Origin of the sequence: Ensifer adhaerens (genome assembly GCF_020035535.1) — a bacterium.
In the GTDB taxonomy this organism is placed as follows: Bacteria; Pseudomonadota; Alphaproteobacteria; order Rhizobiales; family Rhizobiaceae; genus Ensifer.
Genome location: NZ_CP083349.1, coordinates 3,125,440 through 3,139,181, shown reverse-complemented (window position 1 = coordinate 3,139,181; position 13,742 = coordinate 3,125,440). Strand labels below are relative to the sequence as shown.

Below are 13,742 nucleotides of genomic sequence, written 5' to 3'. Positions count from 1 at the left end.
GAACACGAAGAGGCGCCAAATTAGTGGGGGGTGCCGTTCCCATGTGATGCTAACGACATCGGAAGGTACTTTTCTAATGGGACTCACGTTTCTGATTAATACCCTGAGCCTGGATCTCGTCATCGGACTGAAAACAGGCCTGCGCATCCTTCATTTCATCGGCCTTGCGCTCGGATTGGGTGCCGCCACCGTTCTCGACCTCATGATCCTGCGCTTCTTCATCAAGGGCAAGGTGTCACCGGAGCACTTCGCTGTGTTTCACTTCGGGTCGAAGATCGTCAATTGGGGGTTGATCCTCCTCTGGGTCACCGGTTTCGGCTTCCTGGCCTATTACGGCTTCTTCGAGCCGATCAAGCTCGGCAACGAAAAAGTCTGGGCGAAGATGACCATCGTCGCCATCCTGACGATCAACGGTGCGTTCATCCACGCGGTCATCCTGCCGAAGGTGAAGGCGCAGATCGGTTCGTCGCTGATGGATGGCATGTCGACGACGCAGCGCAGCGTTTTCCTCGTCTCCGGCGCCGTCTCGGCCACATCCTGGTATGTGCCGCTGATGCTCGGCGCGCTGCCGCAACTCAACTTCGTTGTACCGATGACTGCCATCCTGATGGCCTATGCGGTGCTGCTCGCCGCAGCCATTGCCTTTGCGCACAGTCTGCTCTTCGTCGTACCGGGCTCGGCAGTGAGAGCCAGGTCCTCTTCGCGCGTTGAGCCGGAAATGGAACTTCCCGCGGTCGCCTGACCGCCCCGGCAGCTGATCGACTGCCCGATCGGCGCTGGTTTCGGCGCGACAAGAAAGGCCCGGCGTCCGCGACGCTGGGCCTTTCCGCATGATGTCAGGCGAGCAGAGCTTCGATCGTTCGCCGCAACCGCTCGATTCCGCCCGGCTGCCAGCCCATTCCTCTCAGCCTTCGGGTATCCATGGCATTGAAGCACGCTACGGGCGCTGTATCCGGCAAGGCATGCGTGCTGCCGGTGATCTCCTTGACAATGGCAAGGAGCGCGCGGTTTTCGACAAGCACGTCGGAGACATTGAGGGTCGCGCACCCGGCAGGTTCACGCGGGCTTTCGATTGCCAATCGGACCGCTGCGCCGACATCGTCGCCATGCACCTCCGTGCCCGCGCGCGGAAAGACCGGGCGTCCGGCGAGGTAGTCCGAGAAGAGTTGCTGCCACTTGTGGCGGGTGCCGGGGCGCGTCTCGCCGTAGACACCGGTGACCCGCAGGTTGACGGGCCTGAATTCCCGGCCGGACATGGCGGCCAGCGCCTGTTCAGCCTCGAGCTTGAGGCGGCCGTAGAGCGTTTCCGGCCGGCACGGCGTTTCTTCCATGAGTTCCAGGCCCGGCATCTGCTCGCCGTAGACGGCACGGCTCGACAGAAACAGGCAGGTTTTCACCCCGCTCGTGCGCGCCTCCCGAAAGAGACGAAGGCTGCCGTCCAGATTGGCCAGGCGAAAGCCTTCGGGGTCGTTTCCTTCGCCACCCCGGTAGCGTCCCGGCACATGTTCAAAGGCCGCGTGGACAAAATGGTCGATATTCGCGAAGGCTGGACCTTGATCGCGCGTCGCATCGAGTGCCAGCGGCTGAAATGCGGTCGGGGCCCGGAAGTGCCCGGTTACCGGCGGAGTGCGTGCCCCGACGACGACCTCGTAGCCGTGGTCGGCCAGGTGCTCGACGATGAAGCGGCCGACGAAGCCGGTGCCGCCGGAGACAAGTACCCGGCTCATCGGCATGCCGGATTGGGTAGGGAGGCGATTTCCGGAATGCCGTTCCCGGTCAAGTAGGCGAACCAGAGGTCGATCAGCGGCTGCAGGATCTCGGCTCGGGGGTGATCCTTCTCCCAGGGCTTTTCATACTGGAAGTGCAGCACGCCGATCGAGCGCCAGTCCCAGAGATCGGGCATGTTGAACCAGACATATTGCAACATGTTCATCGTTACCGGCAGGCCGTGCCAGTCCGGGAAGAAAGTCTGCAGGAAGGTCTGGTCGGTGCGCGGCCAGAAGGCGTCGGGGGCGTCGAGGCGGGCGAGCATCTGCGCGAATGTCGTCCGCGACGGTTGAGCGACGAAGACGCCGGAATTCAGCCGGTGAAAGTCGGCGAGGCTTTCATAGACATTGGGCGCGGCAGAGAATTCCGGGTAGGCAAATAGCCGGTCGATGTTTTTGAGCACGATCGCGTCAGCGTCGATGAAGACGCAGCGTCGGTATTCGCTAAGCTGCCAGAGCCGGAGCTTGCAGAAATTGTCGAGCGGTGAGTGAAACTCCGGCTTGCGGCCCTTGGTGAAGGGCGCCTTCTCATGCACGTTCCGGCGCTGATGACGCTCGTTAAAGGCGTCGGAGAGTGGCAACAGGTCGGTCTCGACCAGCCGGCATTGGAATTCTGCAAGCGGCGCCAGCGCTTCGATCGAAACGCTGGCGGTGTGGAGCACGACGATATCCGCCCTGGTGCCTGTGAGCCGGATGGAGCGCGCGAGCGCGCGAGCGCCGAGCGCATAGTCGGTATTGGTGACGAGCGTCACGTAGGCATGGTCGGCGGAAGGCGGCGAGGAGGGGCTAAGCCCCTCCGATGGGTCGGTCGATGTCATGAAACGGATTTCAGCCGCTTGCCCTCTGGGTCGTGGTTGATGAGCGGCGCGATGTCCTTGGTCCAGGCGGAGACGGCCGGCACGCGCGTTCTATCGACACGATAGGCGAATTTCTTCGCGACATCGACGATTTCTGTAAGCAACCCGTCCCGCAGCCGGGTCGGGTTGAGGCCGAGTGCCAGGAACTTCTCATTGTGGACGACGAGTTCGTTCTCGGCCGCTTCCTTGCGCGGGTTCGGTAGCCAGGCGATCTGCGCGCCTGATATCGATGCAATCATTTCGGCGAGGTCGCGCACGCGGTGGGTCTCGGTCATCTGGTTGAAGATCTCGACGCGGCTGCCGCGGGCCGGCGGGTTCTGGAGCGCCAGTTCGATGCAGCGGACCGAATCCTGGATGTGAATGAAGGCGCGCGTCTGGCCGCCGGTGCCGTGTACGGTCAGCGGATAGCCTATTGCCGCCTGTATGAGGAAGCGGTTCAAGACGGTGCCGTAGTCGCCGTCATAGTCGAAGCGGTTGATCAACTGCGGGTGGCGGCGCGTCTGCTCGGTGTGGGTGCCCCAGACGATGCCCTGGTGCAGATCGGTGATCCGCAGGCCATCGTTCTTCGCATAGAACTGGAAGAGCAACTGATCCAGGCACTTGGTCATGTGGTAGATCGAGCCGGGATTGGACGGATAGAGGATTTCCTGGCTGACGGTCTCGCCGCCCATCGTTTCGATACCGACGGGCAGGTATCCCTCGGGGATCGCCGCGCCGACGGTGGAGTAGCCGTAGACTCCCATGGTGCCGAGGTGCACGAGATGTGCGTCGAGCCCGAGCTCGACCAGGGCATTCAGGAGATTGTGGGTGGCGTTGACGTTGTTGTTGACCGTGTAGTTCTTGTGGCGGTCGCTCTTCATGGAATAGGGCGCGGCCCGTTGCTCGGCAAAATGCACGATCGCATCCGGGCGGTGCTCGTGGAGCCAGTTCTTGAGCAGTTCGTAGTCGCGGGCAAGATCGATCAGGTTGAAATGGATGCGGCGGCCGGTTTCGGCGTGCCAGATGCGGGTGCGTTCCTGGATCGAATCCATCGGCGTCAGCGATTGCACGCCGAGTTCCGTATCGATCCAACGGCGGGAGAGATTGTCGAGGATATGGACGTCGTGGCCGGCATCGGACAGGTGAAGGGCCGTGGGCCAACCGACGAAACCGTCGCCGCCGAGAATTGCAATCTTCATGCACGTTCTCCTGATCGCAAAGGAAGTCCGTCACGTGATAGGATAGGATTGTGACAGCGCTGCAATGCTTGCAAATGGCATTTGGTTCCTGCACAGGAATCGGGAATTCTTGTCGGAGAAGAGCATGTCCCTGATTTCGCTCGCAGGCGAACTGACCGAAAGCGGCCATCGGCTGATCCAGCGCGTCTATTACGAAGACACCGATTTTTCCGGCGTCGTCTATCACGCCCGCTACCTGCATTTCATGGAGCGCGCCCGAACGGATTTTCTGCGGCTGCTCGGCGTCGAACAGGCAACGCTGGCGATCGAGGGCGACACCGAAGGCCTGGTCTTTGTCGTGCATCGCATGGAGATCGACTTCAAGCTGCCGGCGCGCATGGACGATATCCTGACGATCACCACGGTCACGGAGAAGGCCGGCGGCGCCAAGATGGTGCTGCAACAGGAAATCCGCCGCGGCGAGCAGTTGTTGATCGCCGCCAAGGTGATCATCGCCGTCATCAACGGCCAGGGCCGGCCGCGGCGGCTGCCGGAGGCGTTGGCCTACAAGTTCCAGCATGCAAAAGAGAGCGCCGGCTAGCCCGGCACGACTACAGCAAACACGGCTCAGTCCGGCTCGTCCACCCCGAGCTTGTCCATGATCTTCCTGGTCAGGGACTGCCTAACCTTTGCCACGTCCTGCCAGGGATCCGTCCCGTTTTCGATCCGTTCGAGAATGTCGGGGATGTGGAAACGGTTGGCGGGCTTGAGATTGGCAAGTTCGTCCCAACTGACGGGTGTTGCGACCGGTCCGTCGGCGCGCGCCCGGGTCGAGTAAGGGGCAATGGCGGTCGCGCCGCGCTCATTCCTCAGCCAGTCGATGAAGATGCGTCCTTTGCGCTTTTCCTTCGACATGGTCGCGATGAAGCGGTCGGGTTCACGATCGACGAAACCTTGCGCAAAGGTTTTGGCAAAGGCCTTGGCTTGCGGCCAGTTGACGCGTGCCGTCAACGGCACGATGACATGGATGCCCTTTCCGCCCGTGACCATGGGAGCCGATTTCAGCCCGATCTCATCGAGCGCATCGCGCAGGACCATGGCCGCGCCCTTGACCAGTTCGAAGTCGAGACCTTCATCAGGATCAAGATCGAAGACCAGTCGATCGGGACTTTCCAGCTTGTCGACGCGCGATCCCCATATATGCAACTCCAGCGTGCCCATCTGGACAGCGGCGACCAATCCCTTGGCATCGCGCACATACATGTAGTTTTCCGTCTCGCCTGAGCCTTCCGTGATCGCGACTTCCTTGATCTCGTCGGGAAATCCGTCGCTTGCATGCTTCTGGTAGAAGCGTGGCCCACTGACGCCCTGTGGGGCACGCACCAACGACAGGAGCCGTTCGGCGGCATAGGGCAGCATGCGGTCGGCAACCACCGCGTAGTAGCGGGCGAGGTCCAGCTTGCTGATCGCTTGGCCCTCGAACAGGATGCGGTCCGGGTGGGTGATGCGCACGCCGAGAACGGTTTCGTCGGACGAGGCTTGCTTCGCGTTTGCCGGCTTTGTCGCTTTGCCCTGAGGTTTCGTTGCAGCTTTCGTCGTTTCGGCTGTCACGGCCTTTCCCTCCTTGTCCTCCTCTTTGGAGGCACAGACGTGCTTCTTCGTTTCGCCCTTTCCCGAGGCGATCTGGTCCATGGTGCGGCCGGTGGCGACACTCGTCTGGTGATCCTCCAGCAAAGCCTCGCCATCCTGCGAGGCTACGTCGTCAACGTCCTTGATCAGCAACCAGTTCTCGCGCTTTTCGCCCGGTCGCGGGCGCATGCGCACCAATGCCCATCCGCCCTGCATGCGTTCGCCATGCAGATTGAACGTGAGCTTGCCGTCGCGCAGTCCCTGATTGGGATCCTCGTCCGGCTCCCACCAACCGGTGTCCCACAACATGACGGTGCCGCCGCCATATTGCTTCTCTGGGATCGTTCCTTCGAAATCGCCATAGGCAAGAGGATGATCTTCGGTTCTGACTGCAAGCCGCTTGTCTTCCGGGTTGAGGCTCGGTCCGCGGGTCACCGCCCAGCTTTTCAGCACGCCGTCCCATTCCAACCGGAAATCGTAGTGCAGACGCGTGGCGTCGTGCTTTTGCACGAGGAAGCGCTTGCGGCCCGAGTGGTTGCGACCGGGGTTGCCTTTGGGTTCGCGGGTCAAGGTGAAGTCGCGGCGCTTATTGTATTCGGCGAGCGGGTCACGGCGTGCGGCCATCACCCGCCCCCACCCAGGCGTCGGAGGGTTGGAATCTTATCAACGGGTACGGCCGGTTGAGGCTCGCGGGCGAGGACCCGTTCGATATGGGCGATGTCGTCGCTTGTAACGACTGGAACCGGATCGGCGATGATTGCCTGAAGAACGTCTGTCGACAGCACCCCGTGGGCAAGCGCGTCCTCCAGGGCCGCGCGAGTCTCACGCTCGGCCCTGAGTTTGGCATAAAGCGCCAGGATCAGCCTGTCCCGCGGATCGAAATGCGGTGGGGAAGAGCGTTTGTCGCGCTGTCGTGTCGTCTGCTGGGCCATGGCGAAGAAACGTGCCTCGCCCACGTAAGTTCCGGCAGCCAAGTGATACTGCAAAGACACAGCACGGTAACGGTTGCTTAACCATAATGGTGTCTTAATCACTGCATCAGGATTTGTGCAGTGCACGTCATCCTTTGACCAAAATTGACGGCAAGAAGGCAACCTAAAGCTAATTAAGGTCGCGATGGTGCGATCTGCGGCGGTGCCGGGCACTCTTGCAAACAGGACGTTTGGGCTACCCGGTCACGAGCATGAACCGCTCTTGCCGGGTGTTTGGATTCGGGGACTGAAGACGATGGAACAGGTTGGATTGGCCGCTGCGACGCACGATGTGACCCTCTGGTCGCTGTTCATGCAAGCGGGCTTTGTCGTGAAGCTGGTCATGCTGGGGCTGATTGCCGCCTCGGTCTGGACCTGGGCGATCGTTGTCGACAAGACGCTGAACTACGGCCGCGTGCGCCGTCAGCTCGACAGCTTCGAGCAGGTGTTCTGGTCCGGCCAGTCGCTGGAAGAACTCTACCGGACGCTCGCCGACAGGCAGACCGCCGGCATGGGAGCGATCTTCGTTTCCGCGATGCGCGAATGGAAGAAGAGCTTCGAGCGCGGGGCCCGGTCGCCGATCGGCCTGCAGATGCGTATCGACCGCGCCATGGACGTGACGCTCGCACGGGAATCGGAATCGCTGGAGGCCCGCCTCGGCTCGCTTGCAACGATCGGCTCGGCTGCCCCCTTCATCGGCCTCTTCGGTACGGTCGTCGGTATCATGACCTCCTTCCAGGCGATTGCCGGCTCGAAGTCGACCAACCTCGCGGTCGTGGCGCCCGGTATCGCCGAAGCGCTGCTCGCCACCGCGATCGGCCTTCTCGCCGCTATCCCGGCGGTTATCGCCTACAACAAGTTCTCCGCAGACGCCGGCAAGCTGTCGGCACGCATGGAAGCTTTCGCCGACGAGTTCTCTGGCATCCTGTCGCGGCAGATCGACGAGAAGCTGCAGAACCCGCGCCAGGCCGCGCAGTAATCGCCAGAGAATACGGAGACCACGCTGATGGGTATGTCGGTTGGCGGAGCCAAAGGTTCGGGCGGCGGTCGTCGTCGTCGCGGCGGCAAGAAAGCCATAATGAGCGAAATCAACGTCACGCCGTTCGTCGACGTCATGCTCGTGCTGCTGATCATCTTCATGGTGGCAGCACCGATGATGACGGTCGGTGTGCCGATCGATCTGCCGGAAACGCAGGCCAAGGCGCTCAATTCCGATACGCAGCCGATCACCGTTTCGGTCAACCCGGCCGGCGAGATCTACCTGCAGGAAACGCCGATCGCGATCGATGAGGTCGTGCCGAAGCTCGAGGCGATCGCCACCACCGGCTACAACGAGCGCATCTATGTGCGTGGCGACACCAACGCCGACTACGGCACGGTCATGAAGGTCATGGCCCGCATCTCGGCTGCAGGTTTCAAGAACCTCGGCCTCGTCACGCTGCAAGAACAGGAAAAGTGATCGTCCACGATGAAGGGCAGTCTCGCTACATCTGCTGTCCTCCACGCCCTGGTTCTGACCTGGGCGATGGTGTCGCTCGGCAGCCCGGCTGACTTCCAGGTCGCCGACGTCGAGGCTCTGCCTGTCGACATCGTTCCCTATTCGGAAATGACGCAGGTACAGCAGGGCGACAAGAAGGCTCCGAAGAAGGAGACGTCGTCACCGGTGCCGACCAAGCGGCCGGAGACGAACCAGCCCGCCGAGAACGTCGGCGACAACGATACCGACCTGAAGACGCCGCCGACGCCGAACGCCAAGCCGTCGAAGAGCGAAGCCACGGCCTCTCCGCAAAAGAACGAGAAGCCCGAGCCGACGCCTGATCCGGTTGAACAGGAAATCAAGAAGGTCGAGGAGACCAAGCCGGCATCCGAACCCGCGACTGAAGTCGCGGCGCTGCCGGAGCCCAAGCAGGAAGTGAAGCCGGAGACAAAGCCCGATCCGGCCCCGGCCGAAGAAAAGCCGGCCGAGAACCCGGAAGCCGAAGCGCTGCCCGAGAAGGTTCCGACGCCGGCGGCGAAGCCGAAGGTCGAAAAGCCGCCCGCCCAGAGCGCCAAGACGCCGGAGCGCAAGAACGAGGCAACGCCGAAGGAACAGAAGAAGGCGGCCTCCACCGAAGATAGCAAATTCAACGCCGACGAGATCGCGGCCCTGCTCAACCGACAGGATCCGTCTGCCGGCGGCGCAAAGCGCTCGACGCAGGAGGCTGCTCTTGGTGGCAAGAAGACGATCGGCGTGGGCCTCAGCGCCAACGAGATCGACGGCGTCAAGGGTCAGATCCAGGGCAACTGGTCGCTGACGCCCGGCCTGACCGGCGTTCAGGAAGTCCGCGTCTCGATCCGGGTGCAGTTGGATCCGGCCGGCAACATCGTCGGTACGCCCGAGGTCACTGCAACTGGCGGGCCTGAGGGAACGCGCCGCGCTGTCGAAAGCAGCACGCTGCGCGCGCTCCGTCGCTCGTCGCCTCTACAGAACCTGCCACCTGAAAAATATGATGGCGAAAAAGGATGGAATACCCTCGTGCTGAACTTCGATCCCTCGGAATTCGCACTCTAGAGCTGCCGGGATTGGAACCATGCCGGATAGCCAACACTACCGCACAAACCCTTCGTATTAAGCTGAAAGGCTTGTCTCAATGATCAAGGTCTCTCTTTTCCGTGCCCTGATGGTGGCCGCGGGCATGTTAGCCGCGGTTGTCGCGGCGACACCGGCGAACGCCGTCGTCGAAATCAACATCAACAAGGGTAATGTCGAACCCCTGCCGATCGCGATTACCGATTTCCTTCAGGGTGAACTCGGTCAGAAGATCTCTGATGTGGTCGCTGCCGACCTGAAGCGCTCGGGCCTGTTTGCGCCGATCAACAAGGGCGCCTTCATCGAGAAGATCAGCAATCCTGACGCCACGCCGCGCTTCGAGGACTGGAAGGTCATCAATGCGCAGGCGCTCGTCACCGGCCGCGTGACGCAGGAAGGCGACGGCAGGCTGAAGGCCGAGTTCCGCCTGTGGGATACGTTCGGTAGCAAGCAGATGACCGGCCAGCAGTTCTTTACCCAGCCGGAAAACTGGCGCCGCGTCGCCCACATCATCGCCGACGCCATCTATGAGAGCGTCACCGGTGAAAAGGGCTATTTCGATACGCGTATCGTCTATGTCGCCGAAAGTGGCCCGAAGACCGCACGCAAGCGTCAGCTCGCGATCATGGACCAGGACGGCTTCAACGCCCGTGCGCTCACCAATTCCAACGACATCGTTCTGACGCCGCGCTTCTCGCCGAACCGTCAGGAAGTCACCTACATGTCGTTCGAAAACCAGCAGCCGCGCGTCTACCTGCTGCAGCTGGAAACCGGACAGCGTGAAGTCGTCGGCAACTTCCCCGGCATGACCTTCTCGCCGCGCTTCTCGCCGGATGGCCAGCGGGTCATCATGAGTCTTCAGCAGGACGGCAACGCCAATATCTATACGATGGACCTGCGCTCGCGCACGACGACGCGCCTCACCAACACGGCCGCGATCGACACGGCGCCGTCCTATTCACCGGATGGTAGCCAGATCGCCTTTGAAAGCGACCGCGGCGGTCGCCAGCAAATCTACGTCATGGGCGCCGACGGCTCCGGCCAGCGCCGCATCTCCTTCGGCGACGGCTCCTATTCGACGCCGGTCTGGTCTCCGCGCGGCGACCTCATCGCCTTCACCAAGCAGTCGGGCGGCAAGTTCTCGATCGGCGTGATGAAGACCGACGGTTCAGGCGAGCGCATCCTGACGACCGGCTTCCACAACGAAGGCCCCACCTGGGCGCCGAACGGCCGCGTCCTGATGTTCTTCCGCCAGAACTCCGGCGCCGGTGGTCCGCAGCTCTATTCGATCGATCTGAGTGGTTACAACGAGCAGCAGATCCCGACCCAGGGCTTCGCCTCCGACCCGGCCTGGTCGCCGTTGCTCGAATAGGCTGATCCAATTTGCGGCGGGAAAATGTGGCAACGATGCCGCTTTCTCGCCGCAAAGTGCTGGTCTAGCAGGCGCCGAGCCGAAATTATCGATTTGTTAACCATAACTGTTGAAAAGCGATTAACCGCTTCCGGTTACAGTCTGGCAACCGTGAATTCAGACACTTCCAAGGAGACCGGCGCATGAGCCGAATTGACACCCCGGCCGTAGGCCGCATGCAGACCATCGCTCGCAACCCCGTCATGATCGCTTTGGTCATGACGCTTGCCATCGCTGGCTGTGCATCGAAGAAGAACATGCCGAACAACGCCAACGAGCTCGGCCTCGGCGGCGCGGGCGCCGCAACGCCGGGTTCGCAGCAGGACTTCACCGTCAATGTCGGCGACCGCATCTTCTTCGACACCGACTCCACCTCGATCCGTGCCGACGCGCAGCAGACGCTCGCCCGTCAGGCTCAGTGGCTCGCCAAGTACCCGAACTACGCGATCACCATCGAAGGCCATGCCGACGAACGCGGCACGCGCGAATACAACCTTGCACTCGGCGCCCGCCGTGCAGCCTCCACCCGCGATTACCTCATCAGCCAGGGCGTTCCGTCCAACCGCATGAAGACGATCTCCTACGGCAAGGAAAAGCCGGTCGCCGTCTGCGACGACATCTCGTGCTGGTCGCAGAACCGTCGCGCAGTTACCGTTCTCGGTGGTGCCGGCATGTAATCTCGCGGCCGCGCTTCGGCACGGCTCCGATTGCACGTGTGATCGCAAGATCACAGACTGCTAAATTAAAAGGGCGGCTCTCAGCCGCCCTTTGCTTTTTTACCACACTTTGGCCGAACTCCGTTGCTTTTTCAGGGTAATTGGAAAACTGTGCGGCAATCACCCAATTGACTCGGCGAGATGTATTGCGGGCCCCGGCTCAAGGGTGGGACAACCGGTATTCGAACAGGACAAATGAAATGAAGAGATTTGTCGTGGCGGGACTGATCGGTCTGACGGCCCTTGTGGGCCTGGGCCAGACGGCGAACGCCATGCCGCTTTCAGGGCTGCTGGCCCGAACGACTGAAGCTCAAGCCGGCGCGCAGCAGAAGCTGCCCGTGGTGAAGGTACAGTCGGCCGAGACCGCACGGATTGGCCAGCTTGAGGAACAGATCCGCTCGCTCAACGGGCGTATCGAAGAAATGAGCTTCCAGCTCCTGCAGATGCAGGAGCAGATCCGGAAGTTCCAGGAGGACAACGAATTCCGCTTCCAGGATCTGGAAAGTGGCAAGGCCTCCCCGAAGAAGAGCGGCGCTTTGCAGACGCCGAAGACCAGCGATCAGGCGTCCGTCACCCCCGGGGTGACGGATAGCCAGGCCGTACCGCCGGCAGGTGGCGGCAACGACATGGCTTCCTCCGGCCTTCCGTCCGGTGGTGACCAGGGCGCCAATGGTGCCGCTCCGCCGACCACGCTCGGCCAGATCGTCTTCGACCAGAGCGGCAATCCGGTCTCGACCACGACCGATGCGCGACCCGGTGCAAATGCGACACCGCCCGGCGTCGATGCCGGTGCTGGTCTGCCCGCCAACGATGGCGGCCTGAACGGCAATCCGGGCAACCAGCAGACGGCGTCACTCGACAATCCTGGTGATCTCTACCAGTCGGCCTACGGCCATGTCCTCTCGGGCGACTACGGCACGGCGGAACAGGAGTTCGGCGATTATCTGGCAGCGTTCCCGCAGGGTGACAAGGCGGCCGACGCCAGCTTCTGGTTGGGCGAGGCGCAGTATTCGCAGGGCAAATATAGTGATGCGGCCAAGACCTTCCTGAACGCACACCAGGCCCACGGCAAGTCGCCGAAGGCGCCGGAGATGCTGCTGAAGCTCGGCATGTCGCTTGGCGCACTCGACAACAAGGAAACGGCCTGCGCGACACTGCGCGAGGTCAACAAGCGTTACCCGAAGGCTTCGCCGGCGGTAAAGGCAAAGGTGACGAGCGAGCAGAGCCGCTTTGGCTGCTGAGGCCCACCCGCCAATCGCCGTTGTCGAGACGGCAAAACGATTTCTTGCCTCCTTCGATAGACCCGCACGCATCCTCGTGGCCGTCTCCGGCGGGAGCGACTCGAAGGGACTGCTTCTCGCTCTCAACGAGGCGATCGAGGCAACCAAGCCCACAGAATTTTCCCTGGCCGCCTGCACGGTCGATCATGCGCTGAGGCCGGAATCGGCCGGAGAGGCGCGCGGTGTCGCTGCGTTTTGCGAGAGCCTGGGCGTACCGCATATCACTGCCCGATGGGACGGTGCGAAACCTAGTTCCGGCATTCAGGCGGCGGCCCGCGAGGCACGCTACGCTTTGCTGGCCGCCGCCGCACAGCGTCTAGAAGCATCCACAATCGTCACCGGTCACACGCTCGACGATCAGCGTGAGACGATCCTGATGCGAGCCCAGCGGGGGGAGGGGCCCGGCGCTGCGGGCATGGCCGGGGCCACGCTCTATGACCGACGCATCTGGGTACTGCGACCCTTCCTTGCGGTCGACCGTACGGCCATCCGCGCCTTTCTCACCGAACGGAAGGTCGGCTGGTTCGATGATCCGAGCAATGTGAACCCACGCTTCGAGCGGGTCCGCGCGCGGGCCTCGCTGGCGTCATCGGCCAAGATCGGTGCCGGCATTTGGGACGCGCAGTCCCGGGCGCAATCGTCGGCCACCGCCGCCACACTGCTGGACCGGCATGTGCGGGTGCATGCGGGGTTGGTCGCTGAGATCGCGCCTCAGATGGCCGGCCAGTGCCGGAACATCGATTGGCAGAGGGCGTTGCTCGCGCTGACGACCGTGATCGGCGGCCGCGCGCATCTGCCTGCCGCCGAGACGGCGGAGCGGCTGACGGCGTTCCTGGAGAAGGGGGCAGCGGGCCGGCTAACCGCCGGGCGCGTCGTTTTCGACCGGCGCTCGACCGGTCTCTATCTCTATCGCGAGGCGCGCGATGTCGAAGATTTGACATTGCAGACAGGGCAAGCCGGTAACTGGGATGATCGCTTTCTGGTCCGCAATCCTGGTGGAGTCCCCCTCACGGTGACGGCGGAAGGCGGTCGCGGACCACAACAGCAGAGACTTATTGCCGCAGGCCTGCCACCAGGCGTTGCCGGTCGTGCGTCGCTCACGGCGCCCCGTATCGTTTCCGAAGACGTCAAAATTGTCGCATCCGCCATGATCGAGGCGCGGATCGGCCTCTACGACACCTTTTTGCCGGGTTTCGACCGGATCATGGCAGACAGCATCGCCGGATTGTTCGGACGCCAGCGTTATCTGCCGCTACCGGTTCACGATCTATTGACAGAAATGGAATGGTAGACGGCGGTTTGCCTTGGCAATGCGTCGCCAGAACCCTATGTTAGGGAGCAAGACAGCGGCCCGGCGAAATGTGTGGGTCGTGACAGGTTCCGGGG

14 protein-coding genes are annotated in these 13,742 nt (G+C 62.3%); 9 read left to right on the top strand and 5 right to left on the bottom strand.

What is annotated here, in order from left to right; translation table 11 throughout:
* The first annotated feature begins 76 nt into the window (after positions 1-76).
* Entirely contained in the window at positions 77-742 is a 666-nt protein-coding gene (locus LAC81_RS15480; RefSeq protein ID WP_223725519.1) for a hypothetical protein, read from the top strand.
* A 94-nt stretch (positions 743-836) separates the two neighbouring features.
* Here LAC81_RS15480 and LAC81_RS15475 read toward each other — a convergent pair whose 3' ends face one another.
* Genes LAC81_RS15475 through LAC81_RS15465 form a run of 3 tightly spaced genes read right to left on the bottom strand, consistent with a single transcriptional unit; the run spans position 837 to position 3,801 of the window.
* A complete protein-coding gene (locus LAC81_RS15475; protein ID WP_223725518.1) occupies positions 837-1,727 on the bottom strand; it encodes an NAD-dependent epimerase/dehydratase family protein in 891 nt (296 codons plus the stop codon).
* Positions 1,724-2,584: a glycosyltransferase gene (locus LAC81_RS15470; protein ID WP_223725517.1), complete on the bottom strand. Its 861-nt coding sequence runs from the start codon at positions 2,582-2,584 to the stop codon at positions 1,724-1,726. Before LAC81_RS15470 ends, LAC81_RS15475 begins: the two co-directional genes overlap by 4 nt.
* A complete protein-coding gene (locus LAC81_RS15465) occupies positions 2,581-3,801 on the bottom strand; it encodes an NAD-dependent epimerase/dehydratase family protein (RefSeq protein ID WP_223725516.1) in 1,221 nt (406 codons plus the stop codon). The genes LAC81_RS15470 and LAC81_RS15465 overlap by 4 nt, the downstream gene beginning before the upstream one ends.
* A gap of 124 nt (positions 3,802-3,925) precedes the next feature.
* On the opposite strand from LAC81_RS15465, the gene ybgC reads away from it, so the two are divergent.
* Positions 3,926-4,381 (top strand): tol-pal system-associated acyl-CoA thioesterase, encoded by a 456-nt coding sequence (ybgC, locus tag LAC81_RS15460; RefSeq protein WP_223725515.1) that lies wholly within the window; start codon positions 3,926-3,928, stop codon positions 4,379-4,381.
* A gap of 26 nt (positions 4,382-4,407) precedes the next feature.
* Here ybgC and ligD read toward each other — a convergent pair whose 3' ends face one another.
* Together ligD and LAC81_RS15450 are read right to left on the bottom strand one after the other, a co-directional pair.
* Entirely contained in the window at positions 4,408-6,033 is a 1,626-nt protein-coding gene (ligD, locus tag LAC81_RS15455; protein ID WP_223725514.1) for a non-homologous end-joining DNA ligase, read from the bottom strand.
* Positions 6,033-6,341 carry a hypothetical protein gene (locus LAC81_RS15450; protein ID WP_223727835.1) on the bottom strand — a complete coding sequence of 103 codons (309 nt, stop codon included), beginning with the start codon at positions 6,339-6,341 and terminating at the stop codon, positions 6,033-6,035. The genes ligD and LAC81_RS15450 overlap by 1 nt, the downstream gene beginning before the upstream one ends.
* Positions 6,342-6,636: 295 nt before the next feature.
* Here LAC81_RS15450 and tolQ point away from each other — a divergent pair, with 295 nt between their 5' ends.
* From tolQ to tilS, 7 genes are all read left to right on the top strand, one after another.
* Positions 6,637-7,359: a protein TolQ gene (tolQ, locus tag LAC81_RS15445; protein WP_113538644.1), complete on the top strand. Its 723-nt coding sequence runs from the start codon at positions 6,637-6,639 to the stop codon at positions 7,357-7,359.
* A 27-nt stretch (positions 7,360-7,386) separates the two neighbouring features.
* Complete coding sequence (gene tolR, locus LAC81_RS15440) at positions 7,387-7,839, top strand: protein TolR (protein ID WP_112807350.1); 453 nt, start codon at positions 7,387-7,389, stop codon at positions 7,837-7,839.
* Between the two features lie 9 nt (positions 7,840-7,848).
* On the top strand, positions 7,849-8,931 hold the full coding sequence (locus tag LAC81_RS15435) for a cell envelope integrity protein TolA (protein WP_223725513.1): 1,083 nt from the start codon (positions 7,849-7,851) through the stop codon (positions 8,929-8,931).
* Between the two features lie 79 nt (positions 8,932-9,010).
* On the top strand, positions 9,011-10,321 hold the full coding sequence (tolB, locus tag LAC81_RS15430) for a Tol-Pal system beta propeller repeat protein TolB (protein WP_223725512.1): 1,311 nt from the start codon (positions 9,011-9,013) through the stop codon (positions 10,319-10,321).
* Positions 10,322-10,503: 182 nt separating this feature from the next.
* Positions 10,504-11,037 (top strand): peptidoglycan-associated lipoprotein Pal, encoded by a 534-nt coding sequence (pal, locus tag LAC81_RS15425; RefSeq protein ID WP_113538647.1) that lies wholly within the window; start codon positions 10,504-10,506, stop codon positions 11,035-11,037.
* A 239-nt stretch (positions 11,038-11,276) separates the two neighbouring features.
* The gene (gene ybgF / locus LAC81_RS15420; RefSeq protein ID WP_113538648.1) at positions 11,277-12,317 is read left to right on the top strand and encodes a tol-pal system protein YbgF; all 1,041 of its coding nucleotides are present in this window, start codon (positions 11,277-11,279) and stop codon (positions 12,315-12,317) included.
* The gene (gene tilS, locus LAC81_RS15415; RefSeq protein ID WP_223725511.1) at positions 12,307-13,647 is read left to right on the top strand and encodes a tRNA lysidine(34) synthetase TilS; all 1,341 of its coding nucleotides are present in this window, start codon (positions 12,307-12,309) and stop codon (positions 13,645-13,647) included. Before ybgF ends, tilS begins: the two co-directional genes overlap by 11 nt.
* Positions 13,648-13,742: the final 95 nt, after the last annotated feature.

Bases quoted from the DNA above. Each gene is read 5' to 3' on its own strand.
- LAC81_RS15480 (WP_223725519.1), top strand. From the start codon at position 77: ATGGGACTCACGTTTCTGATTAATACCCTGAGCCTGGATCTCGTCATC.
- LAC81_RS15475 (WP_223725518.1), bottom strand. From the start codon at position 1,727: ATGAGCCGGGTACTTGTCTCCGGCGGCACCGGCTTCGTCGGCCGCTTC.
- LAC81_RS15470 (WP_223725517.1), bottom strand. From the start codon at position 2,584: ATGACATCGACCGACCCATCGGAGGGGCTTAGCCCCTCCTCGCCGCCT.
- LAC81_RS15465 (WP_223725516.1), bottom strand. From the start codon at position 3,801: ATGAAGATTGCAATTCTCGGCGGCGACGGTTTCGTCGGTTGGCCCACG.
- ybgC (WP_223725515.1), top strand. From the start codon at position 3,926: ATGTCCCTGATTTCGCTCGCAGGCGAACTGACCGAAAGCGGCCATCGG.
- ligD (WP_223725514.1), bottom strand. From the start codon at position 6,033: ATGGCCGCACGCCGTGACCCGCTCGCCGAATACAATAAGCGCCGCGAC.
- LAC81_RS15450 (WP_223727835.1), bottom strand. From the start codon at position 6,341: ATGGCCCAGCAGACGACACGACAGCGCGACAAACGCTCTTCCCCACCG.
- tolQ (WP_113538644.1), top strand. From the start codon at position 6,637: ATGGAACAGGTTGGATTGGCCGCTGCGACGCACGATGTGACCCTCTGG.
- tolR (WP_112807350.1), top strand. From the start codon at position 7,387: ATGGGTATGTCGGTTGGCGGAGCCAAAGGTTCGGGCGGCGGTCGTCGT.
- LAC81_RS15435 (WP_223725513.1), top strand. From the start codon at position 7,849: ATGAAGGGCAGTCTCGCTACATCTGCTGTCCTCCACGCCCTGGTTCTG.
- tolB (WP_223725512.1), top strand. From the start codon at position 9,011: ATGATCAAGGTCTCTCTTTTCCGTGCCCTGATGGTGGCCGCGGGCATG.
- pal (WP_113538647.1), top strand. From the start codon at position 10,504: ATGAGCCGAATTGACACCCCGGCCGTAGGCCGCATGCAGACCATCGCT.
- ybgF (WP_113538648.1), top strand. From the start codon at position 11,277: ATGAAGAGATTTGTCGTGGCGGGACTGATCGGTCTGACGGCCCTTGTG.